Genomic DNA, 24,156 nt, shown 5'->3' on the forward strand with positions numbered 1-24,156 from the left:
TAGAGAGGAGAAACCGACATGCTGTGCCGTGTTATCGTGGGTTTGAAGGAAAACGTTCGTGACGTCGTGGGCGAAAAGGTCGCCCGCAAGATCAAGAGCGAGCTGGGCATGGACGTGCGCGGCGTGCGCATCGTCAACGTCTTCACCCTGGAAGGGCTGGAACAGGAGCAGGTGGACCTCGCCCTCGAGCGGGCGGCCCTGCACGATCCCGTGCTGCACGAGGCCTCTCTCGCCCCCCTGGCCCGCGACTTCGACTGGATTCTCGAGGTCGGCTTCCGCCCCGGCGTGACCGACAACGAAGGCCGGACCGCCAAGGAAACCCTGGGCGTGGTTCTCGGGCTCTCCAAGGAGGCCCTGGAAACGGTCAAGGTCTACACCTCCAAGCAGTACCTCGTTACCGCGGACATGGACGAGGACGGCATCCGTCACGTGGCCAAGGACCTGCTCGCCAACGAACTGATCCAGCGCTACGAGTACAAGTCCTCCGCCGTCTGGGCCGATGAGCCCGGCTTCGAGGCAAAGGCCGCCCGGGTCACCGGCCAGGCGTCCGACGAGGTTGCGATCATCCCGCTCTCTACCATGAGCGACGATGAGCTGATGGATTTCTCCCGGGCCAACACCCTGGCCCTGTCTCTGCGCGAGTTGCATGACATCCGCGCCTACTATGCGGACCCTGCGGTGCGGGCCGAGCGCGAGGCCATGAGCCTGGCCGCCGATCCCACCGACGCCGAGATAGAGGTCCTGGCCCAGACCTGGTCCGAGCACTGCAAACACAAGATTTTTTCCGCCAGGATCAACTACGAGAACAGGGAGACCGGCAAGACCTCCGAGTTCTCCAGCCTGTACAAGACGTTCATTCAGGGCTCCACCAAGCAGATCCGCGAGCGCAACGCGGCCACCCGCGAGGGCGGCGACTACTGCCTCTCTGTCTTTAAGGACAACGCGGGCGTCATCTCCTTTTCCGACAAGATCAACGTCTGCGTGAAGATGGAGACCCACAACTCCCCGTCCGCCCTGGACCCGTACGGCGGAGCGCTGACCGGCATCGTGGGCGTCAACCGCGACCCCATGGGCACGGGCATCGGCGCCAACCTGCTCTGCAACACCGACGTGTTCTGCTTCGCCTCTCCCTTCCATGAGGGCGAGCTGCCGCCCCGGCTGCTGCATCCCAGGCGTGTGTTCGAGGGTGTACGCGAGGGCGTGGAGCACGGCGGCAACAAGTCCGGCATTCCCACGGTCAACGGCTCCATCGTCTTCGACGAGCGCTACCTGGGCAAACCCCTGGTCTACTGCGGCACCATCGGCACCATGCCGGTGGAGGTGGCGGGACGTCCTTCCCATGAGAAATGCGCCATGCCCGGCGACTGCATCGTCATGTCCGGCGGCCGCATCGGCGCGGACGGCATCCACGGCGCGACCTTCTCGTCCGAGGAACTGCACGAGGGCTCACCGGCCACTGCGGTTCAGATCGGCGACCCCATCACCCAGCGCAAGATGTACGATTTTCTGATGCGCGCCCGTGATCTCGGCCTGTACAACGCCATCACCGACAACGGCGCGGGCGGGCTCTCCTCGTCCGTGGGCGAGATGGCCGAGGACTCCGGCGGCTTCGAGATGGATCTGGCCAAGGCCCCGCTGAAGTACGACGGGCTCCGCCCCTGGGAGATTCTTATCTCCGAAGCCCAGGAGCGCATGACCATGGCCGTGCCGCCCGAGAAGCTGGACCGGTTCATGGCCCTGTCCGCCGAGATGGACGTGGAGTCCACCGTGCTCGGCAGCTTCAACGAGTCCGGCAAGTATCTGGTCAAGTACAACGACAAGATCGTCACCTGCCTGGACATGGAATTCCTGCACAACGGCGTGCCGCAGATGTCCCTGGACGCCGTCTGGGAGCGTCCGGCCATCAAGGACGAGCCCGTGCCCGAACCCGCCGACCAGGGCGGAGTGCTCAAGGCCATGCTCGGCAGGCTGAACATCTGCTCCAAGGAGTACGTGGTGCGCCAGTACGACCATGAGGTCCAGGGCCGCAGCGCGGTCAAGCCCATGGTCGGCGTCAAGGCCGACGGCCCGTCCGACGCTGGCGTGGTCCGGCCCGAGCTGGACAGTGACCAGGGACTGGTCATCTCCCACGGCATCTGCCCGCAGTTCTCCGACCTCGACACCTACTGGATGATGGCCAACGCCATCGACGAGGGCATCCGCAACGCCGTCGCCGTGGGCGCGGACGTCAGCTACATGGCGGGCTGCGACAACTTCTGCTGGTGCGACCCGGTCCAGTCCGAGTCCACCCCCGACGGCCACTACAAGCTGGCCCAGCTGGTGCGCGCCAACCAGGCACTGGCCCACTACTGCCTCGGCTTCGGTGTCCCGTGCGTTTCCGGCAAGGACTCCATGAAGAACGACTACAAGGGCGGCGGCCAGAAAATCTCCATTCCGCCCACCGTGCTCTTCTCGGTCATCGGCGTCATCCCGGACGTGAACAAGTGCCTGACCTCCGATTTCAAGCGGGAAGGCGACCGCATCTACATGCTCGGCCTGACCCGGCCCGAGTTCGGCGGCAGCGAGATCGGCGCGGAGCTGGGCTTCTCCAGTTCCCGTGTCCCGCAGGTGGATCTGATCTCGGCCAAGAAACGCTATGAGACCATGTTCGCGGCCACCCAGGCCGGGCTGGTCAACGCGGCTCATGACTGCTCCGACGGCGGTTTTGCCGTGGCCCTGGCCGAGATGTGCGTCGGCGGCCGCCTGGGCGCTGACGTGGACCTCGCGAAGCTGCCTGTGAACGGCGACCTGAACGTCACCGGCAAGCTCTACGCCGAGTCCGCCAGTCGGCTGCTTGTCTCCGTGCCGGAGGACAAGGCCGAGGCTTTCGAAGCCGCCTTTGCCGGGCAGACCTTCGCTTGCGTGGGCACGGTCTCTGACTCCGGCAAGCTGGCTGTCGCCAACGGCGGAGCTCCGGTGCTGGAAGAAGGCGTCGAGGCCCTGGCCACCGCCTTCAAGGAGACGCTCAACTGGTAAGATAGACACCCCCCGGTTTTATGATATCAACTGCTTTACCTTGCTGGAAAAACCTCCTATAGACATGACAGGGTAAGGTTAGAATCCTATTTGCTCTGTTGGTTGAGCAAGGCTTTTGGTACGGGGGGTATACATTGTTTGAAACAGTCTGGTTCAAAGGCTGCCCGATATGCATCGTGGCGGCCTTTTTTTTGGTCTTCGGCATGGCCTTGGCTGCTCATGCCGAGGAGAGTCGGTACGTCGGTTCCGATGCATGTGCCGAATGTCATGAGCAGGAGTACAAGAACTACAAGCAGTATTCGAAAAAGGCGCATTCCGGCCGTTCCGTCAAGCATATGGCGGGCGATCTGACACCGGAAGAGCTGAAGGAATGCTTCGAATGTCATGTGACCGGGTACGGCAAGCCTGGCGGTTTCGTCAGCTTCGAGGAGACGCCTGAGCTCGCTGACGCCGGCTGCGAGAGTTGTCATGGCCCCGGCTACGCCCATGTGGAGTCCGGCGGCGACAGCGATTTGATAAAGGGTAAGCTGGTCCTGGAAGACTGCTCGCATTGCCACAATGCCGAGCGGGTCGAGGCGTTTGACTTCAAGCCGCTGATTTTCGGCGGCGCGCACTAGGGGAGATTCATGAAATTCATCAATCAATCCCTTGGCGTCAAAGTCATACTCCTGTCCTCGCTGATGACCATTCTGGCATTCACGGGGCTCTTCATCTACAATTCCTATTCCACTTACGATCATTACCTTTCGGAGGTAAAGCAGGCCGCTTCCAGGGAGGCCGACCTGCTGTATATCGCCATTGAGGACCCCATGTCGGTGGGGGACAACGACGGCACCATCATCAAGTTTCTCCAGTTGGCCGAGCGGTATCCCGACACGCGGGCCTATCTGACCGACTGGAAGGGTGAGGTCACCTATTCAACCGATGACGAGGCCACTCGAAAGTCCATTTACGACCTGCGCAAGGAAGACGGCATCTCCGGGATGGTCAAGCAGGGACTGGATGAGGCCATCGGGGATGGGACTTTGCTGGAAATCGACGGCAAGCTCCAGTTCCTGGAGGTCAAGCCCATCCCCAACAACCCGTTTTGCTACCACTGTCACGGCAGGAGTCGCAAAATCCTGGGCACCATGGTCATGACCGTGGATGTGAGTAAGCAGTTCGCCGCCCTCAAGCAGAGCCAGATCCGCTCAGCGGGAATTTCCGTCGTCGGGGTAGTGGCCCTGCTGTCGGTCCTCATCCTGTTCATGCGCAAGTCCGTGGTCAACCGGATCACGGATATCGCCGCCACCACCGAAGAGGTCTCCAAAGGGAACCTGGACGCGCGCTTCACTGTCAAGGGACAGGACGAGATCGCGTCCCTGGCCCAGTACCTCGGCGAGATGGTCGCGCAGATCAAGGATCAGCTCCAATACAACAAGTCGGTGCTTGAAGGCATCGTGGTGCCCCTGTTCGTTACCGACGGAGAGGAGCGTCTCCAGTACGTCAACCCGCCTCTGCGGGAGATTCTCGGCATGTCCGAGCAGGAGGCCATGGGCAGAATCGTCTCCGAGGTCTTCGTCTGTGGAGAAGGGGACGACAGCTGCGACGCGGCACAGGTCATATCACGGGGAACGGCCCTGTCCGGCCATTTCCACTATGTCCGTTCCGACGGCGTGTCCTTTCCGCTTCATTTCGAGGCATCGCCTCTGCTTGACGCGGAGGGCACCGCAGTCGGAGCCATCTGCGTATTGATCGACCTCACCCGCGAGGAGGAGGATCGAAAGAATATCGAGGCCCAGCGCCAGAATCTGCTCGTGGTGGCCAATGAGGTCACGGACGTCGCCAATCGCCTCAACGAGGCGTCCGACATCCTGTCCGAGCAGATGAGCGCCTTGGCCAATGGTGTGGATACTTCCGCGGCACAGACCGGTCAGGTGGCCACGGCCATGGAGGAGATGAACGCCACGGTGCTCGAGGTCGCCAGGAACGCGTCCGAGACATCCGAGGCATCCACTCGGGCCAACAAGGTCGCAGCCGAAGGCGGCGTGGTAGTCAGTAATACTGTCAGTGAGATCAACGCTGTGGCCGAGATCACCGAGACCCTGGCCGATGCGCTCGGCTCCCTCTCGGATCGAGCCGAGAATATCGGCAAGGTCATGGCGGTCATCAACGATATTGCGGACCAGACCAATCTGCTCGCCCTGAACGCGGCCATCGAGGCCGCCCGGGCAGGAGAGGCCGGGCGAGGGTTCGCCGTGGTGGCCGACGAGGTGCGCAAGCTGGCAGAAAAGACCATGGTCGCCACCAAGGAAGTGGAAGGGGCCATCTCCCTTATCCAGCAGTCCACAGGCGATGTGGTACGCGAGATGGATACGGCCCGGGAGCGCGTGCTCAACACTTCCGGCATGGCCAAGGAGGCCGGTTCGGTGCTCGACGAGATAGTGACCCATTCCAACGTCATGGCCGACATGGTCCGGGGCATCGCAACGGCGGCGGAGCAGCAGTCCTCCACCTCGGATGAGATCAATACGTCGGTTACGCAGATCAATAGCCTCTCCCAGGAGGTGCTCTCGGGCATCCGCGAGTCCAATCGGGGGATTCAGGAAGTCTCGGAGATGGCGTCCAACCTCAGCGAGTTGGTAGCCAAATTCCGTGAGTAGCGGATGATCAAATCGGTATGAAAACATGGCGGTCCGGCTTTGCGCCGGGCCGCTTTTCCACAATTCCCCTATGCTCCTTCCATGAAAAAATCGGGGATTGCCCATGGTTTCAGGCAGTAGGAGCTGATTTTCCTACTGCCCACAAAGGGTATTTGCGCCGAATGGAATTCTGGGGTAGGTGAGAAAATCTTTTGACGAGATTCATGCTCTTGACACGCATACTATAATACAATAGTAATTATTTCTACAAAGCGAATGGAGGTGGCCTATGGCTTCCGATGAAGGATTCCGACTTTCCAAACAGCGGAAAGTGATTTTGGAAGAATTGAGAAAGGTTAAGACGCACCCCACTGCCGACGAGGTGTATGACATGGTGCGCAAGATCATACCCCGCATCAGTCTTGGGACTGTGTATCGCAACCTTGAATTTCTGAGTAACCGGGGCTTGGTTCTCAAACTCGGTGCGCCTGGCGCACAGAAGCGGTTTGACGGGACTCCCGAGCCGCATCCGCACATCCGGTGTGCCGTATGCACCCGTGTGGTCGATGTGGAGTGCAATATTTCCATCCCGGACATTCCGGAGGAGTGTACTTCCGGGTACAAGATCCTCAGCACCAATGTGGAGTTCGTGGGTGTGTGTCCCCAGTGCCAGGAGTCGCAGCAGTAAATCTGCCTAGACGCAATCGAACAAGCGAAAACGGCGGGGCCGGCAGCGAAAGCTGTCCGGCCCCGCCGTTTTGTTTTGGTGATTGCGATACCGGCAGTGATCGCCGATTGACTTCTCTGCGTATCGGCCGGGACTCGATCTATTTATGACGCAGTCTTGGCGAACCTTTCATCATGCAGGCTGCCACTGTGCTGCCTGATGACATGGTTTTGCCGAGCCTGGCTATAGTTGCTGCAGCCGTCAGAACACCGTTTACCTCTCTTTTTTGAACCTTCAATGTGGAGGTGTGTCATTTTCGGGTTTTTCATCGGTTATGGGCGTCAGGTATGTAATTTCCTTTTTTTTCTTTTCGCGCACTTGACAAGCCCTGATTTCACAATTAGTAATAGTTCTCAAGTTGGAAGTAAAACTTTCTTTTTATTTGAATAGTCATTGGTTATTTCTACTATTGATAATGCCATTATCAAGACAATTTCCCGCTGGGGATGGATTTTCGTCCACGATGTGTTAGATAAGAGCTTAGCGTAGAAATCGGATAACCCAATTAAGATATGTCTCAGGAGGAATGATGTCGCTCAAAGGAACCCAGACCGAAAAAAATATCATGATCGCCTTTGCCGGTGAATCTCAGGCCCGTAACCGCTACACCTACTTCGCCAGCGCGGCCAAGAAGGAAGGTTACGTACAGATTTCCAAAATTTTCGAAGAGACCGCAGGTCATGAAAAGGAACATGCCAAGCGGCTGTTCAAATTCCTCGAGGGCGGCGACGCCGAGGTCATGGCCTCCTATCCTGCGGGCGTGATCGGCACGACCCTCGAGAACCTCAAGGCCGCGGCTGCGGGTGAAAACGAGGAGTACAGCCACATGTACCCCGAGTTCGCCAAGATCGCCCGCGAGGAGGGCTTCCCCGAGATCGCCGCCGTCATGGAGAATATCGCCGTGGCCGAGAAGTACCACGAGGAGCGTTACCTCTCCCTGGCCAAGAACATCACGGACGACAGGGTGTTCGTCAAGGATGCGGAAATCGTCTGGCGCTGCCAGAACTGCGGCTTCAATCACAAGGGCACCACAGCCCCTGTGAAGTGCCCGGCCTGCGATCATCCCCAGGCCCATTTCGAGATCAAAGACACCAACTGGTAAACAACAAACTTTTAAGGAGTTTTATCAATGGCTATCAAACTGGGCGAAGTGTACAAGTGTGAAGTGTGCGGCAACATGGTCATCGCCATCCACGAAGGCGGCGGCGACCTGGTCTGCTGCGGCCAGGACATGACCCTGCTGGTCGAGAACACCGTTGACGCAGCCAAGGAAAAACACGTTCCCGTGGTGGAAAAGGACGGCGACACTCTCAAGGTCAAGGTCGGTTCCGTGCCCCATCCCATGGAAGAGAAGCACTACATCGAATGGATCGAGTGCATGGTCGGCGATGTCTGCCTGACCAAGATGCTCAAGCCTGGCGATGCCCCCGAGGCAGAGTTCTGCATCCGCGGCCTGTCCGGCGATATCCAGGTCCGCGAATACTGCAACCTGCACGGACTCTGGAAGGCCTAGCCTCATTGTGAAGAAAATCGGCGGGGGCGGGCGCTGGCCCGTCCTCGTTTTTTTTGAAAGAATTTCATGAGCTGACCGGAATGCCCGGAAGGCCAAGGAGGTTTCATGGCCCGCCCCGAAGACATGTACCAATGCCAGACGGTCAATTGCGGCTACATCTACAATCCCGACAAGGGCGATCGCAAGGGCAAGATCAAGAAGGGCGTGTTGTTCCAGGACCTGCCTGACGATTGGCGCTGCCCCATCTGCGGCGGCACCAAGAAATGTTTCCGCCCCCTCGCGGGCGAAGGTTCCACCAAGTCCGATTGTGAACTTCCGGTGGAAACGGATGCGGACAAGTTGACAGCGGCAGCCTCTGCTGCAAAAGTTACCGACCAAAAGGAGAGAGACCCCATGCAGAAATACGTTTGCGACATTTGCGGCTATGTTTACGACCCCGAAGTGGGTGATCCCGACAACGACATCGCTCCCGGCACCAGCTTTGACGATCTGCCGGACGATTGGACCTGTCCCATCTGTGGCGCTGACAAGGACAGCTTCTCCCCTGAAGCCTAAGCGCCCCAACGTTGACTGAGTGGACCGGCCCATTGCCGGTCGAGGCCGGGGAGAGATCCCCCGTTGGATATCGTTTCCATCGGACGTCCGCAGTGCGGTCCGAGAACAAGGATTGAAACGGAGGCGTGGCCGAAATGACCGCGCCTTTTTTTGAAATGGCGGTTGATTAGCCGTCCAATGTGGAGAATAGAATGAAACCCGTCGAGATTAAGAAAGATGTCTTTTGGATTGGCGCCGTTGATTGGAATCGGCGCAATTTCCACGGCTATTCCCTGTCGCATAAGGGAACCACCTACAACAACTTTTTGATCAAGGATGAGAAAGTCACCCTGATCGACACCGTGTCCGAAGAGTTCTGGGGCACCCTCCAGTGCAACATCGCCCAGGTCCTGGGCAAGGACGCCAAGATCGACTACTTCGTCATCAACCACCTGGAGCCCGATCATGCGGGTTGCCTGGCAAAGGCCGTTGAGAAATACCAGCCCGAGAAGATCTACACCTCTCCCATGGGCCAGAAGGCCATGATGGCTCACTTCCACTATGAGAACTGGCCGGTCGAGGTCGTGCCCACCGGCACCGAGATCTCCCTCGGCGCCCGCACCCTTCACTTCATTGAAGCGCGCATGCTGCACTGGCCCGACTCCATGCTGACCTACTGCCCCGAGGACAAGATCCTCTACACCAACGACGCTTTCGGCCAGAACTGGGCCACCAGCGAGCGTTTCGCCGACGAGGTGGACCGCTATCCCCTGGAACAGCGCATGCAGGAGTACTACGCCAACATCGTGCTTCCCTACTCCCCTGTGGTCGAGAAACTGCTCTGCTCCCTGGGCGACATGGGCCTGGATATCGACATGATCTGCCCGGACCACGGCCTGCTCTTCCGCGGAAAGGAAGACTGCCAGTGGGTCGTCGACAAATACTGCGAGTACGCCGCACAGAAGCCCAAGAACAAGGCTGTCATCTTCTATGACACCATGTGGCACTCCACCGAGAAAATGGCCGAGGCCGTGGCTACCGGCCTGGCGGACGAGGGCGTCTCCGTGCGCATCATGTCCCTGAAGGCCAACCACCACTCCGACGTCATGTCCGAAGTGGTTGACGCGGCCGCCGTGATCGCGGGTTCGCCCACGCACAACAACGGCATCCTGCCGCTGGTCTCCAACATGCTCACCTACATGAAGGGCCTCCGTCCGCAGAACAAGATCGGCTCTGCCATCGGTTCCTTCGGCTGGTCCGGCGAGTGCGTCAAGATCCTTTCCACGGCTCTGTCCGACATGGGCATGGAGATGATCGACCCAGTCAAGGTCAAGCACGTTCCCACCCATGACACCATGCAGCAGTGCTACGAGCAGGGCAAGGCCATCGCCGCCGCCATCAAGGCGAAGATCGGCTAGTCCCGAGTCGTCAGTCCGAATTCGGCCCGGTCCCTTTCTGGGGGCCGGGCCTTTTTTTATGCTGGAGATTCCGGTTCCGCCCGGCCTGAACTGGGGTGCGGCCCTGTCGGGAAGGGCGTCATATGTCAATGCTCCCTGGTATGGGGCAAAGGCTCCCATCATTGTCAGCTGTGCGGCAAAGTGGTAATGAATTCTACATGAAACAGCCTTTGGAGATAGGGATGTCAAGTGTCACGGTGCTTCGAAAGAGGAGCCTGCGTTGGTTGAGTGGCCGAAGACGGCCCATGCCCGGTCGCGGTAGTCTCTTCTACTGGGCGGCCTGCATGGTGATCCTGCTCTGGACTATTCTTGCCTCCCCGGGCCTTGCCGCGTCGGCAGCCGCCCCGGCCAATCCTCAGGCTGAGCCAACCATGGTCTTCACTTCCTTCCCCTGCCAGGGGATGGGGGTCCTGTTTGAGCGGATTCTACGCGAAGCCTACGGTGAGCTGGGGTATTCAGTCGTGATACGGCGGGTGCCCGCAGAGCGCGCCCTGGTCATGGCCAATGCAGGGCTGGTGGACGGCGAGGCCGCCCGCGTTCCCGTCATTGAGCTGCGGAATCCCGATCTGATCAAGGTCCCCACGCCTCTTTACGTCAACCGGGTGGCTGCATTCACTCGCGGAAAGGATATCGACCTCGAAGCCGGGTGGGACTCACTGCGTCAGTACCGCATCGGCTGCCTGCTCGGATACAAGTATATCAACAAGCAGACCCAGGGTATGGAACGTGTTATGGTTCCTTCGTATGAGCAGTTGTTCGCCCTTCTCAGGAAGGGGCGGGTGGATATCGTGGTGGCGGAGTATCTGGACGCCATGTCGAATATCCTGAAGGAGGACGATTTTCAGGTCCTTCAGCCATTCCTGGCCGAGAATCCCATGTATCACTATCTGAACAAGAAGAATGCGGCCCTTGTGCCCAAAGTCGACGCCGTGCTACGCCGTATGCTTGCGGACGGTCGGATGGATGCCATCCTCAGGGATGTTGAGGTATCGTTGGGCTGCCCCGATCTCGACTGTCCCGTCAATCACTGAGGATTTCCTTGACCCGGCCGACCTGGCCGTCCTCCAGACGGACCTTGATGCCGTGGGGATGGGTCGGCGACTTGGTCAGCAGGCGCGCGATCACCCCTTCTGTCAGTCTGCCGGTTCGCTGGTCCTTTTTCAGGACTATGTTCACCCGCATGCCGGGCTTGAGGTTCTTTCTGATCGTCCCTTCCATGGGATGCTCCTCGGGCCATGGGCGCAACACAAGACCGGGGTGTCGGCCCCGCCTTTCCCCATGGGGGCTTGCTTAGCGCCAGGCGCCTTTCTTGTAGCTGAAGATGTGCCGGTTCGGGATGATGGCCACAGGGATGAACTCGGCCTTACGGCAGGCCGCCGGGCTATCGGCAATGGCCTCGAACACCTTCTCCTTGTAGGAGAGGACCGCCACGTAGGGGATGGTCTTGGACTTGGAGCGGCGCACCTTGCAGATGAGCGAGTTGCGGTCGATGGCGTGGTACCGCGCGCGGTAAGTGCCGTCGGGCAACTGGACGATCTGCATCCGGCTCTTGGAGAGGCGGTGGTTGCGATTAAGGGCCGAGACCTTGGTTTTGGCGAAGTTGGTGAAGTCGGCGTGTTTGCTGGCCAGGTCCTCGTCAAGGTAGACGGGCAGGTTCTTGGCGGAGACCGGCGTGTTCGCGTTGCCGGGCGCTGCCACGGCCACGTCAACGGCCTTTTGCTCAGGTTCCTGCGCCAAGGCGTCGGAAACGAAAAAAGGCCCGCTCAGGAGCGCGGCAAAAACGACAAAGATGACAAAATGTTTCATTGGACGGGTTCCTCTGACCAGAGCAGTCGGCTGGGCGGCAGTGCCGCCCAGCCGTTTTTTTTATAGCGCTACTTGGTCAGGATTTCAACCCTGCGGTTCAGCTTGCGGCCTTCCTTGGTGGCGTTGTCGTACTTGGGGCTCAACTCGCCGTAACCCTTGGCATTCAAGCGATCGGCGGAGATGCCGTTCTTGACGAGCCAGGTCTTGACGGAGTTGGCGCGGCGTTCGGACAGGCCCTGGTTGTAGGCCTCGGGACCGGTGGAGTCGGTGTGACCGGCGACCTCGAAGGTGGCCTTGGCGTCTTCGTCCAGAATGGCCTTGGCTTCCTCGAGCACGGGGATCATCTCATCGGTGATGGCGTACTTGTCAAAGCCGAAGTGCAGGCTGAAGGTGATGGTTTCCTTGGCCATGGGAACGACCGGGGCCGGAGCCGGAGCCGGGGCGTCCGCCACTTCTTCGTAGAACACGTCCTTGGCGTACTGATCCATGGCGCCGGCGGCCATCAGGGAGGCGTAGTCGGCGGGCACGGTGCAGGAGGACAGGGCGCGGATTTCGTCGATGATCATCTGGCCGCGCGGGGTGTCCGCGTAGCTGACCACGTGAATGCAGAGCTTGTCGCCGTACTTGGAGTACAGGGCCTGGGCCTGGGCGATGGGATCGGCGCCGAGGTTGGAATTACCGTCGGTGAAGATGATCAGCGCGGTCTTGCCGGAGAGGCCGGCGATGACCGGGTCGAGGTCCATCAGGCCGTTACCCAGGGTGGTGCGGCGGTTGAAGATGGCGAATTCGGTGCCGACGGAGTCGATGCCGGAGGCCATGGCGGCCTTGTTGTAGGCGCCGGGCTGAACCTTTGCCTCAAAGGGGGCGAACAGGAACATGCCCGAGGTGTAGTCCAGGTCGGGAATGGCCTTGTTCATGGATTGAAGGGTTTCGACGGCCAGGTCGATTTTCTTTTTGCCAAGGCTCTTATGGTGCATGGCCATGGAACCGGACTGGTCGAGGAAGAGGATGAAATTGTCCGCCTTTTTGATCATTTTCGCGGAGGCCGGGGCGGCCAGGGAGAACGTCAAGGTCAGGACAGCCAACAGAGTCAACAAAAGCAGTTTTCTGGATTGTTCCATGATGGTGCTCCTTTGGGAATTATACACGCAGTAACGGCTGCATGCGGCTTTACAGATAAACCATATACTCTACTGGAAAGGCTGGTGCAAGGGGGATATTTGATTTTTGATGGTATATTTATATTGTATAATACACTGAAAGGGCTTTGGTTGCGTCTCGGGCGCGAACACAGTATGAAGAGGCGTTTGCCGCTCATGTGAGTGGCTCGGTTTTCGAAGACAAGGAGTCTGCATGTATATTGTCACCGGCGGCGCGGGGTTCATCGGCAGCGCCATGGTCTGGAAGCTCAACCAGATGGGCATTGACGACATCCTGGTGGTGGACAATCTCGCCAAGAGTTCGAAGTGGAGCAATCTCGTAGGGTTGAAGTATGAGGACTATCTCCATCGGGATCAGTTCCTGAAGTTCGTCATCGAGGGGGAAGACCCCTTTGAGGTGGACGCCGTCATCCACATGGGTGCGTGCTCCTCTACCACCGAACAGGACGCCGACTTCCTCATGGAGAACAACTACCGCTACACCCAGTACGTCTGCCGCTACTGCCTGACCAACGATGCCCGGTTCGTCAACGCGTCAAGCGCGGCCACCTACGGCGAAGGCGAGTTCGGCTTCGGCGACGCCCACGAGGACATCGACCGCCTGCGTCCCCTGAACATGTACGGCTACTCCAAGCAGCTCTTCGACCTCTGGGCCAAGCAGGGCGGCATCCTGGACAAGATCGCCTCCCTGAAGTTTTTCAACGTCTACGGGCCCAACGAGTACCACAAGGACGACATGCGCTCGGTCATCTGCAAGGCGCACAAGCAGATTCTGGAGACGGGCAAGCTCAAGCTCTTCAAGTCCTACCGCGAGGAATACCCCCACGGCGGCCAGAAGCGCGACTTCGTCTACGTCAAGGATGTGGTGGACATCATGGCCTGGCTGCTGGAGAACCCGGAGATCAACGGCATCTTCAACGTGGGCACCAGCACCCCCCGCACCTGGAACGACTTGGCGGGCGCGGTCTTCGCGGCCATGGGCCGGGAGCCGGAGATCGAGTACATCGAGATGCCGGAGACAATCCGCGACAAGTATCAGTATTTCACCGAGGCGGACATGACCAAGCTGGTTGAGGCCGGGTACGACAAACCCATGACCTCCCTGGAGGACGGCGCGGCCGACTACGTGCAGAACTACCTGGCCAAGGATAACCCGTACCTGACGTCCCGGTAGGGAGTTCTTGCGCGAGGGCTACGCAGCACCGCGTTTTCGGATGAATGAAGGGGAATAGTTGAAGCGCAAACGGCACATATCGCTGAGCCTGGGGCTCTTTTTGGCCCTGGTGTTCTGCCTGCCCCTGACCCTGCTCGGGAGCAATCCGCTGCTGAACAACGTCAGGCGCTACGTGGCCGACGCCCCTGAGCGCGAGCCCCAAGGTGACGAGTGGACCTTCTCCGCCGACAGGGTGGTGGGGGACCACACCAGCGAGTACGTCGAGGCCTTCGGCAACTGCTCCCTGTCCCTGGGCACGAACCAGTTGCGTGCCGATTTCGCCCGCTATTACCAGACCACGGGTTGGGTCTTCCTCAAGGGCAACATCCGCGCCCATTGGGGCGGCGACTTTCTCCAGGCCGACGAGGCCGAGTTCGACCTGAACAACATGACCGGCTGGCTCAAGAACGGCAAGCTGTTCATGTCCAAGCCCCACATCTACGTGGAGGCCGAGCGCGTGGGCAAGTCCAGGGGCGACTCCTACACCTTCAAGAACGCCAAGGTCACCGCCTGCGACGGCGAGAAACCGGCCTGGTCAGTAACCAGCGAGGAGGGCGAGGTCGAGCTGGACGGCAAGGTCCGTCTCTACCGCTCCGCCTTCCGCATCAAGAACGTGCCGGTTTTCTACTGGCCCTATATGTCGTTGCCGGGTCGCCAGAAGCGCGAGTCCGGCTTCCTCGCGCCCTACGTGGCCTCCAGCCGCAAGCTCGGCTTCCAGATCAACCTGCCGTACTACTGGGTCATCAACGAGGAAGCGGACATGACTTTCTACCAGAACTACATGACCCGGCGCGGCTACATGCAGGGCCTGGAGTTCCGCCACGCCGAGGACGCCTCCTCCAAGGGCATGTGGAAGCTGGACATGCTCAAGGACAACAAGCGCGCTGTCAGCGAGGCCGACGAGTGGGAGGATTACAAGGGGGACGGCCTGGCTCGGCCCAATCGGAGCCGTTGGTGGCTGCGTTCCAAGTACGACGGCTGGCTCGGCAGCCCCGACCTCAGGGTCAAGCTCGACCTGGACCTTGTCTCCGATCAGAACTACCTGCGCGACTTCCAGAGCGGACCCAACGGGTTCGACCGCAACCGCCAGGAGTTTCTCGACGCCTTCGGTCGCGATATCGACAACAAGGACGATACTACCCGGACGTCCACGCTTATGGCATCGCGCAGCTGGGACCGCGTCGGTCTGGTGGGCAAGGCGCAATATGTCGAGAACCTCGAGTTCATGAACGGCAACGGCGACGACAAGGACAACACCACGGTCCAGACCGTGCCCGAGCTGGAGGCATTCGCCTTTCAGCAGTCCATCCCCGGCACCCCCGCCGAGTTCTCCGCCGAGGCCAAATACGATTATTTTTACCGCAACAAGGGACACACCGGCCATCGGGTCAGGGTGACCCCCACGGTGAAGATGCCCCTGGCCTCGGAGTTCGTGACTTTCATCCCGTTTGCCGGGGTGGACCACACCTCCTACGACCTGACCCGCCACGAGGGCTACGGCAACCAGACCGTCACCGACTCCGGCGGACGCGAGGTGGAGCTCAACACCAACGCCACCAAGAGCGGCTACAGCTCCCGCACCACCTGGTCCGCAGGGTTCGACGCCTTCAGCCAGATGACCCGCGTTTTCCCCCTGGCCGAGGCCATCAAGGCCGAGCCCGGGCTGGCCGGGACCTCTCGCTGGACCCGGCTCAAGCATTCCGTCGTGCCCCGCGTGTCCTACGCATACACGCCGAACATAACCGGCCAGGAGAAGTATCCCTATTTTGACGAGTTCGATCGGATCAAGGCCAAGAACGAGGTTACCTATTCCCTGACCAACGTTCTTGACCGTCGGCGCGAGAGCGTGGTCCTCAAGCCCGGCAGGGACGGCACCCCGCCCCAGGCCGAGGTGGTTTCGGACTATCTTGATTTCCTGCTCTTCCGGTTGGAACAGACCTACGACCGCAACGAGGCATCCCGCAAGGACCAGCTGGACGAGTATGTCCGTCGTCCGTTCTCGGACGTGCTGGCCGAGCTCAAGATCCGGCCCGAGGACTTCATCGACGTCATCAGCCGCACCTGGTTCTCGCCCTACAAGTCCAGCCTGACTCAGGTGGAGAACACGGTCCGGCTCTACAAGGAAGGCCTCGGCGAGTTCTCCGTGGGCTATGACTACCTGACCCGTATCGACGAGTACAAGCGTCAGCGGGTGGACACCATGTCCATCCTGGAGCTGGCCGCCAAGTGGGAGCTGAACGACACCCTGACCCTGGGGGCCAAGTACCGGCACGACTTCAACAGCGAGCGCGACCTGGAGCGGACCCTGAGCGTGGACTGGGCTGCGGAATGCTATTCCCTGTACTTCGCCTTCACCCAGAAGCCCAACGATCAGCGCTTCGAACTGGGTTTCAACCTGATGGATTTCTAGCCAGCCGCTTTCCCCGGCGTTGGCGCGTTCATGCCAATGCGCCAGCCCCTGGAAAAATACGCTACTTCATGTAAGAGAGACTCCATGGAACAGACTCCCGTCATCCGCGTCCTGCCTGCAGGGTTGAAGAACCAGATCGCCGCCGGTGAGGTGGTGGAACGACCGTCCAGCGTGGTCAAGGAGCTGGTGGAGAACGCCTTGGACGCCGGGGCCACCCGTGTGGACGTCATTGTGGAGCAGGGCGGCCGTTCCCTTATCGTTGTTCAGGACAACGGCGCGGGCATCGGCGCGGATCAGCTCAATCTGGCCGTGACCCGGCACGCCACTTCCAAGATCGCCTCTTTCGACGACCTCTCGGCCATCGGCTCTTTCGGATTCCGGGGCGAGGCCCTGCCCTCCATCGCTTCGGTCTCCCGCTTCACCATGACCTCCAAACTCAGGGGGGCGGATGAGGCCGCGTTTATTGCCGTGCGTGGGGGCGAGGTGCAGGAGGAAGGGCCTGCGGCCCTGGCCTCGGGCACGCGGGTGGAGGTCCGCGACCTGTTCGCCAACACCCCGGCGCGGCTCAAGTTTCTCAAGACCGAGGCCACGGAGAACAAGCGCTGTCAGGACACGCTCATGCGCATCTCCCTGGCCCATACCGAGACGGGCTTCTCCCTGACCGTGGGCGGCCGCGAGGCTTTTCGGCTGCCGCCCGGCCAGGCGCTGGCAGACCGGCTGGCCACGTTCTGGCCCCCGGCGGTCTGCGAGGGGCTCTCTCCCTTCGATTTCGAGCGTGAGGGCTACCGCGCCCACGGCGTGGCCGGTTCGCCGTCCACGGCCCAGGGGCGTGGGGACCGCATCCTGCTCTACGTCAACGGTCGTCCGGTTCAGGACAAGATGATGCTCTCGGCGGTCCGCCAGGCCTACCGGGGCATGCTCCTGTCCCGCGAATACCCGCAGCTGGTCCTGTTTCTGGAGCTGCCCACCCGTGAGGTGGACGTCAACGTGCATCCGGCCAAGCTGGAGGTCCGCTTCCTGGAGGAGAGCCGCGTCTTCTCCTCCATCCGGGGCGGCGTACTCCAGGCTCTGTCCGGCTCCTCCGACGATACTTCTTCCTTTACTGCTACCGGTTCCTTTGCCGGTACGAACGAGATGACTGGCGAGCCTGCCGCACCGTCCTTTGGCGGGGCGTCCGCTCCCGCCTCTGCCTCTACTGGCTCGGCCCGGCGGGCGCACACGCCTTCGGGCGGCGGCGAGGCCCCCAAGTTTGCCTCCTACCGGGAGTACCGGGCCGGATACAATCCGCCCCGTGACATTCCGCTGCCCGTGCCTCCGCCCTCGGTCACGGGAGGAGAGGGGCTGGTGGAACCTCCTTCAGGCCCGGCGGCGACTTCGTTTCCTCTGGCCGAGGCGGGTCGGAGCGCCCCGCTGGCCGGAACGGATTTTACCTATCTCGGCCAGGTGGCCGACACCTATCTGGTTCTGAAGCAGGGCGAGTCGCTGGTGCTCATCGACCAGCACGCGGCCCACGAGCGTGTGCTCCTGGCCGCCATGCGCCAGGCCCGGACCAAGGGCGACTCCCAGCCCCTGGCCCTGCCGGTTGAGATTTCCCTGCATCCCAGCGAGGCCGAGGTCCTGCAAAACCTGTGGGAAGGGCTGCGCTCCATGGGCTTTCTGCTTGAGATGGACGGCCCGGCCCGGGTGCTCATGCGCGGCATCCCCCCGACACTGGACTCCGGCAAGGCGCGGGAGTATCTTGCCGACGCCCTGGCCGAAAAGGCCGGGACCCTGGACGATCTGTGGACCATGATGGCCTGCAAGACCGCCATCAAGGCGGGTCAGCCTTTGGCTGCGGACGAAGCGCTCTCCCTGCTCGAAACCTGGCTCGTCACACCGGAGCGGGAATTCTGCCCCCACGGGAGACCCATCGTGGTCACCTGGTGTCCGGCGGATCTGGAAAAACTCTTCAAACGGAAATAAGACCATGACCATCGAATACAACAAACTCAAGGTGCGGGTGAATCTGGACAACCTGCGCCACAACCTCCGCGTGTTCAAGAAACTGCACGACAACGTCATCCCGGTCATCAAGTCGGATGCTTACGGGCACGGTCTGGCCGAAGTGGCCCGCGCCCTGAAAGGGGAGGCCGAGACCTTTGCCGTGGGCTTCGTCAATGAGGCCTCCCTCCTGCGCCGGTCAGGCTGCGAGGCCCGGATTTTCGCTCTCCTCGGCCCTCAGGACGAGGCAGACTATGCCGCCCTGTGGGATGACCGAGTGCTCACGGCCTTCGGGCAGATGGGGCAGCTGGAGGAGGCTGCGAGGTTGGCTCAGGATCGCGGTCCTTTGGATATCGGGCTCAAGTTCGACACCGGCATGCGCCGTCTGGGTTTCCTGCCGGAGGAGGCGGACGAGGTCGTGGCTTTTCTCAAGGCCAACCCCGCGCTGAACCCGGTCATGGTCACCTCCCACCTCGCTCTGGCCGACGAGCCGGCGCGCAAGGAGGCCGTTGATCGTCAGGCAAGCCGCTTCAGCCGGGCCGTGGATACCCTGCGGGGCGCGGGCTTCGACGTGGAGGCCAACCTGGCCAACTCGGCCGGGTCCATGGGGCACGAGGCGTGCCGCCACGACTCCCTGAGGCTGGGCATCTCCCTGTACGGCGGTAATCCCTACTACGGCACGGAGTGGGCCGGACTGGGCGAGGATCTCAAGCCTGCCATGGAGGTCTCGGCTCCGGTCATGCAGGTGCACGCGCTGAAAAAGGGCGAGGGCATCAGCTACGGCTGGACCCACGTGGCCGAGCGCGACTCCATGGTGGCCGTCATCGGCGTGGGCTATGCGGACAACTACAGCCGCGGGCTCTCCAACACCGGCCAGGTGAACATCGCCGGACGCCGCGCTCCCATCCTCGGCAGGGTCTGCATGCAGATGTGTGCGGTTGACGTCACCGATATTTTGGGCGAAGGGACACCTGTTGTCCCCGGTGATCGCGCATGGCTCCTGGGCGGCCCCGGAGAGGGGTACATCAGCCCGGACGAGCTGGCCGGATGGTGGGGGACCATTACCTATGAAGTTTTTTGCCTGCTGGGGATGAACCCGCGGGAATATCTTTAATCGCATCCGCGAGAGGCAAGGAGGAAGCTATGCCCGCAGTACGGGAAGACGAATGGACCGTGGCCGAGAGCTACGCCCGCAAGGATATGGACGAGCAGGGCGTGAGCCCGGAGTGGCTGGCCGGAAAATGGATGAACGTGGCCGAGGACATGGCCCTCATCCCCGAGAACAACGTCCGCGTCGTTGAGGAAAACGGCGTGGTGCGTGTGGAAGTCTCCACTTATCTGATGGAATGCATGCGCGGCTTCTAGCCTGATGACGTTGCTGGTATTTGCCGGGGGAGGCGCACGAATGTGCGCCTCCCCTTTTTTGTTTCAACGTGATAAAGTCCTGTGGAAAATCGGTGGAAAACGCACGGATGACAAGGGGTTGTTCCCTCGGGAACAGTGTGTGTCAATTGCGTCAAAATCGACATATTTTTGTAGCAATACACTGATATGTTTGGTGATTGGCATTGTAACATAACCGTAACACTATAAGACGTTACATTTGTGTGACGTCCATGTTACAGACCCCTCGCGCCGTGTCGGGCGTTTTCCGCCGCCGGCGGAAGCAGCCGGACGACGCGACCAAGGAAAAACAGAATGAAGCTGCGTACCTTTCAGATGCGGATTCTCCTGTGGACATGGGGCTTGCTCCTCGTGGCCCTGGCCGTGATCTTTTATTATTCCACGGAGCTGGTCGGAAACGACCTGGTCAAAGCGACCCGCCAGCGCGCCATGAGCGAGCTGGACTCCATCGAGTGGCTGATCAGGGAGCACGTCACCTTCGACACGGAACAGGACTTCGCCAAATGGGTGGACGGCCTGGGCCGCAGGTTGGGCACGCGCATCACCTACATCGGCAAGGGCGGCCGGGTCATGGCCGACTCCGTGGTGGGCTACGCGGCGGTGCACACCATGGACAACCACAGTGGTCGTCCCGAGGTGGTGGCCGCACACATCGACGGCAGGGGCTCCAACATCCGCTACTCGGACACCCTTCGTAAGGATATGCTCTACGTGGCGGCCCGGGTTACCGGCGCGATCAACGTGGAAGACGGCATCCTCAGACTGGCCGTGCCCTTTTCCAAGGTCGGCGACCGACTCTCCTCCCTGCGTGCCAACTTCATCTGGATATTCCTCGCGACCATGGTCTTCGCCGTGGTGGTCAGCATGCTCATGTCCCGGAACATGAGCCGGGAGATCACCGAATTCTCCCGGCTGGCCCAATCCATCGGCGACGGCGACTACGCCACCCAGTTGAGAGTGGTGCCCGGCAGCGAGTTCATGCCCCTGGCCCAGTCCATCAACTCCATGGCCAAGTCCATCGAGCGCAACGTGCGCACCATCCGGGACCAGAAGGGCCAGCTTCAGGCTATTTTCGAGGGCATGCGCGAAGGCGTCATGTCCCTGGATGCGCGGGGGCACATCGAGTCCTACAACACCGCCCTGGACGAAATGTTCAATTTGGCCGACTCCACGGTGGGACGGACGCCCATCGAAGTGACCCGGCGCTATGAAATCCAGGACCTGGTGGACGAACTCCGCGAAAAGCCGGAGCAGGAGGAGCGCTCCGTCCAGATCGACCTGATGGATTCGCGCGTCGTGGAGGTTTCGGCCGTGCCGTTCCTCGACCATAACGGCGTGCGCAAGATCATCCTGGTCTTCTACGACATCACCGAGATGAAACGCAGCGAAAAGGGACTCAAGGAGTTCGTGGCCAACGCCTCGCACCAGTTGCGCACCCCGCTGACCTCCATCAAGGGATACACCGAGACCCTGCTGGACAATCCTCCGGCCAATCCCGAGGATGGCCGGTTCTTCCTGGAGATAGTGCTCAAGAACGCCAACCACATGGACAAGGTCATCTCCAGCATGCTCGCCCTGGCCAAGTCCGAGCAGGTGGGCAAGCAGCTCAAGCTCGAACCCGTTTCCGGGCGCGAGTACATCGCGCGGACCGTGGGCGACGTCACCCCCTGGGCTGCCGAGCGCGGCATCACCCTGCGCACGCGCACCCCGGATGACGACATGACGGTCATGGCCGAGACCGACGGCCTGCTCCACGTCTTCCACAACCTGCTCAACAACGCGGTCAAATACAGTCCGGACAACGGCGTGATCACCGTCGGCGCCGAGGATGACGGCGAGTCCATCGTCTTCACTGTCGAGGACCAGGGCCCGGGCATCTCGCGCGAACACTCCACCAAGGTCTTCGAGCGCTTTTACCGGGTGGACGAAAACACCGTGGACAGCTCCTCCGGCAGCGCGGGGCTCGGCCTCGCCATCTGTCGCCGCATCGTGCGGAACTTCGGCGGGGAAATCTGGCACGACGGTTACGGAGAGGGAACGCAGGGCGCGCGCTTCTGCTTCCGCCTGAACAAGCCTGCCCGAGCGGCGGGGTAACGTTTAACCAACTCCCTCGAAAGAGGGGTAATGAAATGGATATTTACGACCTGTTCTTCTACATGTCGCTGGGGGCCGGATTTCTCATGGCCTTCAACCTGGGGGCCAACGACGTGGCCAACTCCATGGCCTCGGCCGTGGGCGCAAGGGCCATCTCGGTCCGCCAGGCCGTGTTCATCGCCAGCATTCTGAACTTTGTCGGCGCAGTGTTCATGGGTTCCCACGTGACATCCACCATCAGCAAGGGGATCATCAATCCGGAGGCCATATCCGACCCGAAGTTGATCATGATCGGCATGTTCGCGGCACTGCTGGCCGCGGCCACCTGGGTGCTCATAGCCACCCTGACATCGCTGCCGGTCTCGTCGACACACTCCATCGTCGGAGCCATTACCGGCTTCGGCCTTGTGGCGGGCGGGCCCGGCGTGGTCAACTGGCTGAAGATGGGCGGCATCGTCATGTCCTGGATCATTTCGCCGTTTCTGGCTGCGGGCATCGCCTTCTTCATCTTCTCCCATATTCGCAAGTACATCCTGTACAAGCACCATTTCATCGAGCAGGCCAAGCGTTGGGCCCCCATCTGGGTCGCCCTGACCCTGTTCCTGGTCTGCCTCTCCTTCCTCTACAAGACGCCCGTCGGCAAAGGGCTGCACCTGCACTGGACAGTGTCCCTGCTCGTGGCCAGTGGCTTTGCCGTGTTTTCCTGGCTTCTTGGCCGCATTTTCGTCAGCCGCATCGTCATTGACGAAGAGGAGGGTGCCGAAGGTGTCGAACGTATCTTCCGCAAGATGCAGGTCGGCACCTCCTGCTACGTGGCTCTGTCCCAGGGCGCAAACGATGTGGCTAACGCCATCGGCCCGGTGGCGGCCATCTACCTGATCGCCAAGGAGCACCAGCTGCTGGCCAAGGCTGACGTACCGCTCTCCATGCTCATCCTCGGTGGTCTGGGCATCGCCGTGGGCATCAGCCTGCTCGGGCACAAGGTTATGGCCACCGTGGGTTCGCGCATCACCACTTTGACCAATACACGCGGTTTCGCCGTGGACATCGGGGCAGCCTCCACCGTGCTGGTGGCCTCCAACCTCGGTCTGCCGGTCTCCACCACCCACGCGGCCGTGGGCGGCGTGGTCGGTGTTGGTCTGGCGCGTGGATTCAAGGCCGTGGACTTCCGGGTCCTGCTGCGAATCATCGCCTACTGGGTGGCCACCGTTCCCATCGCCGCCCTGACCAGTATTGTTTTCTTTGTGCTGCTTAAATGGTTGTGTTACAGCTAGGTTACAAAACTAACAAAAGAATCCTTTTTTCTCAGAGGTTACCATATGACGCTCAGAATTCCCTTTTTCGGTCTCCTGGCCAGCCGTTCCCCCATGGACGGTCTTGTCGAACACTATGACAAGATCGCCGAGTGCATCGCCACCATCGACGAATCCCTGGAGTGCTACGTCTCCGGCGGTGTGTGCCGCGAGTTCGAGGAGCTGACCCGGACCATCGACGAAATCGAAAACCACGCGGACGTGATCAAGCGCAATATCCGCAACCACCTGCCCAAGGGGTTGTTCATGCCCGTGGAAAAGTCGCTTTTCCTCAACTACACCAAATCACAGGATAACATTCTGGATTCTGCCCAGGATGCCCTGTACTGGCTGGCCATGCGCAAGGTCCTCATTCCCGAGTCCATCCAGAAGGACATCATCTACCTCCTGGACGCCGTGTCCCGCACCACCGTGCTTCTCGGCCCCGCGCTCAATGCGACCATCTCCCTCATCCACGGCCAGTCCCTGGACCGCGATGGCACCAAGGCAACCTACCGCAAGGTCCGTGCCGAGCGGGACAACGTCCGCAAGCTCAAGAATGCCTTGAACAAGAAGCTTTACGCCATGGATATCGACTTCAAGGACATCTACCAGATCATGCACTTCGTTGATTGCCTCGACGACATGGGCCACAACACCGAAAACTGCGCCGACCATCTCCGGGCCATGATCGCCCGTTAGGTTGCGCGTCCATCCTTTCACCCCTCCCTGCCGCCGAGGCTTTGGCGGCAGGGTAGGGGAGAGCGCCTCCGCGCTCCTCCCGGACCGATAAGCCGGGCCTCCTCTTTCCCTTTCTCCGAGATAACCTCCCCCCCTCGCTCGGGCATCCACTTCGGAGGCTTGGCAGCGGCCACTCGCCGCTTCATTCGCTTCACAACAGGTTCCCTCAATTCGGGCAAAACAGTTGAC

The 24,156-nt window shown here is 60.7% G+C and carries 19 protein-coding genes and 2 pseudogenes; 18 read left to right on the forward strand and 3 right to left on the reverse strand.

Features of this window, described 5'->3' with window-relative positions; genetic code table 11:
* The first annotated feature begins 18 nt into the window (after positions 1–18).
* The 10 genes and pseudogenes from GM415_RS07570 to GM415_RS07610 all read left to right on the forward strand — a co-directional run bounded on the left by GM415_RS07570 (position 19) and on the right by GM415_RS07610 (position 10,898).
* Positions 19–3,015, forward strand: coding sequence for an AIR synthase-related protein (locus tag GM415_RS07570; protein ID WP_158947213.1), 2,997 nt, complete (start codon positions 19–21; stop codon positions 3,013–3,015).
* Between the two features lie 203 nt (positions 3,016–3,218).
* Positions 3,219–3,632, forward strand: a complete 414-nt coding sequence (locus GM415_RS07575) for a cytochrome c family protein (protein WP_158950821.1) — start codon at positions 3,219–3,221, stop codon at positions 3,630–3,632.
* Positions 3,633–3,641: 9 nt separating this feature from the next.
* Positions 3,642–5,657, forward strand: a complete 2,016-nt coding sequence (locus GM415_RS07580) for a methyl-accepting chemotaxis protein (RefSeq protein ID WP_158947214.1) — start codon at positions 3,642–3,644, stop codon at positions 5,655–5,657.
* 268 nt (positions 5,658–5,925) lie between these two features.
* Entirely contained in the window at positions 5,926–6,324 is a 399-nt protein-coding gene (locus tag GM415_RS07585; protein ID WP_158947215.1) for a Fur family transcriptional regulator, read from the forward strand.
* Between the two features lie 565 nt (positions 6,325–6,889).
* Positions 6,890–7,465 (forward strand): rubrerythrin, encoded by a 576-nt coding sequence (gene rbr / locus GM415_RS07590; RefSeq protein ID WP_199244342.1) that lies wholly within the window; start codon positions 6,890–6,892, stop codon positions 7,463–7,465.
* 27 nt (positions 7,466–7,492) lie between these two features.
* Entirely contained in the window at positions 7,493–7,876 is a 384-nt protein-coding gene (locus GM415_RS07595) for a desulfoferrodoxin (protein WP_158947217.1), read from the forward strand.
* 105 nt (positions 7,877–7,981) lie between these two features.
* Positions 7,982–8,194: pseudogene (locus GM415_RS18190) on the forward strand (rubredoxin); the annotation flags it as partial.
* An 87-nt stretch (positions 8,195–8,281) separates the two neighbouring features.
* Positions 8,282–8,431, forward strand: a pseudogene (rd, locus tag GM415_RS18065) (rubredoxin); the annotation flags it as partial.
* A gap of 191 nt (positions 8,432–8,622) precedes the next feature.
* Positions 8,623–9,828, forward strand: coding sequence for an FprA family A-type flavoprotein (locus GM415_RS07605; protein ID WP_158947219.1), 1,206 nt, complete (start codon positions 8,623–8,625; stop codon positions 9,826–9,828).
* Between the two features lie 284 nt (positions 9,829–10,112).
* On the forward strand, positions 10,113–10,898 hold the full coding sequence (locus GM415_RS07610; RefSeq protein ID WP_158947220.1) for a substrate-binding periplasmic protein: 786 nt from the start codon (positions 10,113–10,115) through the stop codon (positions 10,896–10,898).
* Here the strand turns inward: GM415_RS07610 and GM415_RS07615 are convergent.
* From GM415_RS07615 to GM415_RS07625, 3 genes are all read right to left on the reverse strand, one after another.
* Positions 10,888–11,085 carry a YwbE family protein gene (locus GM415_RS07615; RefSeq protein WP_158947221.1) on the reverse strand — a complete coding sequence of 66 codons (198 nt, stop codon included), beginning with the start codon at positions 11,083–11,085 and terminating at the stop codon, positions 10,888–10,890. The two genes, GM415_RS07610 and GM415_RS07615, sit on opposite strands and share 11 nt — an antisense overlap.
* Before the next feature lie 72 nt (positions 11,086–11,157).
* Complete coding sequence (locus tag GM415_RS07620) at positions 11,158–11,673, reverse strand: hypothetical protein (protein ID WP_199244343.1); 516 nt, start codon at positions 11,671–11,673, stop codon at positions 11,158–11,160.
* A 68-nt stretch (positions 11,674–11,741) separates the two neighbouring features.
* Positions 11,742–12,794 (reverse strand): OmpA family protein, encoded by a 1,053-nt coding sequence (locus GM415_RS07625; protein ID WP_158947222.1) that lies wholly within the window; start codon positions 12,792–12,794, stop codon positions 11,742–11,744.
* Between the two features lie 232 nt (positions 12,795–13,026).
* Between GM415_RS07625 and rfaD the strand changes: the two genes are divergently transcribed.
* The 8 genes from rfaD to GM415_RS07665 all read left to right on the forward strand — a co-directional run bounded on the left by rfaD (position 13,027) and on the right by GM415_RS07665 (position 23,928).
* Positions 13,027–14,007 (forward strand): ADP-glyceromanno-heptose 6-epimerase, encoded by a 981-nt coding sequence (gene rfaD, locus GM415_RS07630; protein WP_158947223.1) that lies wholly within the window; start codon positions 13,027–13,029, stop codon positions 14,005–14,007.
* Positions 14,008–14,065: 58 nt separating this feature from the next.
* The gene (locus tag GM415_RS07635) at positions 14,066–16,456 is read left to right on the forward strand and encodes an LPS-assembly protein LptD (protein WP_158947224.1); all 2,391 of its coding nucleotides are present in this window, start codon (positions 14,066–14,068) and stop codon (positions 16,454–16,456) included.
* A gap of 84 nt (positions 16,457–16,540) precedes the next feature.
* Complete coding sequence (gene mutL / locus GM415_RS07640; protein ID WP_158947225.1) at positions 16,541–18,418, forward strand: DNA mismatch repair endonuclease MutL; 1,878 nt, start codon at positions 16,541–16,543, stop codon at positions 18,416–18,418.
* 4 nt (positions 18,419–18,422) lie between these two features.
* Positions 18,423–19,550 (forward strand): alanine racemase, encoded by a 1,128-nt coding sequence (gene alr, locus GM415_RS07645; RefSeq protein WP_158947226.1) that lies wholly within the window; start codon positions 18,423–18,425, stop codon positions 19,548–19,550.
* A gap of 29 nt (positions 19,551–19,579) precedes the next feature.
* The gene (locus GM415_RS07650) at positions 19,580–19,801 is read left to right on the forward strand and encodes a hypothetical protein (protein ID WP_158947227.1); all 222 of its coding nucleotides are present in this window, start codon (positions 19,580–19,582) and stop codon (positions 19,799–19,801) included.
* 333 nt (positions 19,802–20,134) lie between these two features.
* The gene (locus tag GM415_RS07655) at positions 20,135–21,934 is read left to right on the forward strand and encodes a HAMP domain-containing sensor histidine kinase (protein ID WP_158947228.1); all 1,800 of its coding nucleotides are present in this window, start codon (positions 20,135–20,137) and stop codon (positions 21,932–21,934) included.
* A gap of 35 nt (positions 21,935–21,969) precedes the next feature.
* The gene (locus tag GM415_RS07660) at positions 21,970–23,208 is read left to right on the forward strand and encodes an inorganic phosphate transporter (protein WP_158947229.1); all 1,239 of its coding nucleotides are present in this window, start codon (positions 21,970–21,972) and stop codon (positions 23,206–23,208) included.
* Between the two features lie 45 nt (positions 23,209–23,253).
* Positions 23,254–23,928: a DUF47 domain-containing protein gene (locus GM415_RS07665; protein WP_158947230.1), complete on the forward strand. Its 675-nt coding sequence runs from the start codon at positions 23,254–23,256 to the stop codon at positions 23,926–23,928.
* Positions 23,929–24,156: the final 228 nt, after the last annotated feature.

The organism is Pseudodesulfovibrio cashew (genome assembly GCF_009762795.1).
In the GTDB taxonomy this organism is placed as follows: domain Bacteria; phylum Desulfobacterota; class Desulfovibrionia; order Desulfovibrionales; family Desulfovibrionaceae; genus Pseudodesulfovibrio; species Pseudodesulfovibrio cashew.

Excerpts from the sequence above, each read along its gene's own strand:
- GM415_RS07665 (WP_158947230.1), top strand. The coding sequence starts at position 23,254 with ATGACGCTCAGAATTCCCTTTTTCGGTCTCCTGGCCAGCCGTTCCCCC.
- GM415_RS07615 (WP_158947221.1), bottom strand. The coding sequence starts at position 11,085 with ATGGAAGGGACGATCAGAAAGAACCTCAAGCCCGGCATGCGGGTGAAC.
- GM415_RS07610 (WP_158947220.1), top strand. The coding sequence starts at position 10,113 with ATGCCCGGTCGCGGTAGTCTCTTCTACTGGGCGGCCTGCATGGTGATC.
- GM415_RS07620 (WP_199244343.1), bottom strand. The coding sequence starts at position 11,673 with ATGAAACATTTTGTCATCTTTGTCGTTTTTGCCGCGCTCCTGAGCGGG.
- GM415_RS07595 (WP_158947217.1), top strand. The coding sequence starts at position 7,493 with ATGGCTATCAAACTGGGCGAAGTGTACAAGTGTGAAGTGTGCGGCAAC.
- GM415_RS07655 (WP_158947228.1), top strand. The coding sequence starts at position 20,135 with ATGAAGCTGCGTACCTTTCAGATGCGGATTCTCCTGTGGACATGGGGC.
- alr (WP_158947226.1), top strand. The coding sequence starts at position 18,423 with ATGACCATCGAATACAACAAACTCAAGGTGCGGGTGAATCTGGACAAC.
- GM415_RS07650 (WP_158947227.1), top strand. The coding sequence starts at position 19,580 with ATGCCCGCAGTACGGGAAGACGAATGGACCGTGGCCGAGAGCTACGCC.
- GM415_RS07625 (WP_158947222.1), bottom strand. The coding sequence starts at position 12,794 with ATGGAACAATCCAGAAAACTGCTTTTGTTGACTCTGTTGGCTGTCCTG.
- GM415_RS07580 (WP_158947214.1), top strand. The coding sequence starts at position 3,642 with ATGAAATTCATCAATCAATCCCTTGGCGTCAAAGTCATACTCCTGTCC.
- GM415_RS07585 (WP_158947215.1), top strand. The coding sequence starts at position 5,926 with ATGGCTTCCGATGAAGGATTCCGACTTTCCAAACAGCGGAAAGTGATT.
- rbr (WP_199244342.1), top strand. The coding sequence starts at position 6,890 with ATGATGTCGCTCAAAGGAACCCAGACCGAAAAAAATATCATGATCGCC.
- GM415_RS07575 (WP_158950821.1), top strand. The coding sequence starts at position 3,219 with ATGGCCTTGGCTGCTCATGCCGAGGAGAGTCGGTACGTCGGTTCCGAT.
- rfaD (WP_158947223.1), top strand. The coding sequence starts at position 13,027 with ATGTATATTGTCACCGGCGGCGCGGGGTTCATCGGCAGCGCCATGGTC.
- GM415_RS07570 (WP_158947213.1), top strand. The coding sequence starts at position 19 with ATGCTGTGCCGTGTTATCGTGGGTTTGAAGGAAAACGTTCGTGACGTC.
- GM415_RS07660 (WP_158947229.1), top strand. The coding sequence starts at position 21,970 with ATGGATATTTACGACCTGTTCTTCTACATGTCGCTGGGGGCCGGATTT.
- GM415_RS07605 (WP_158947219.1), top strand. The coding sequence starts at position 8,623 with ATGAAACCCGTCGAGATTAAGAAAGATGTCTTTTGGATTGGCGCCGTT.
- mutL (WP_158947225.1), top strand. The coding sequence starts at position 16,541 with ATGGAACAGACTCCCGTCATCCGCGTCCTGCCTGCAGGGTTGAAGAAC.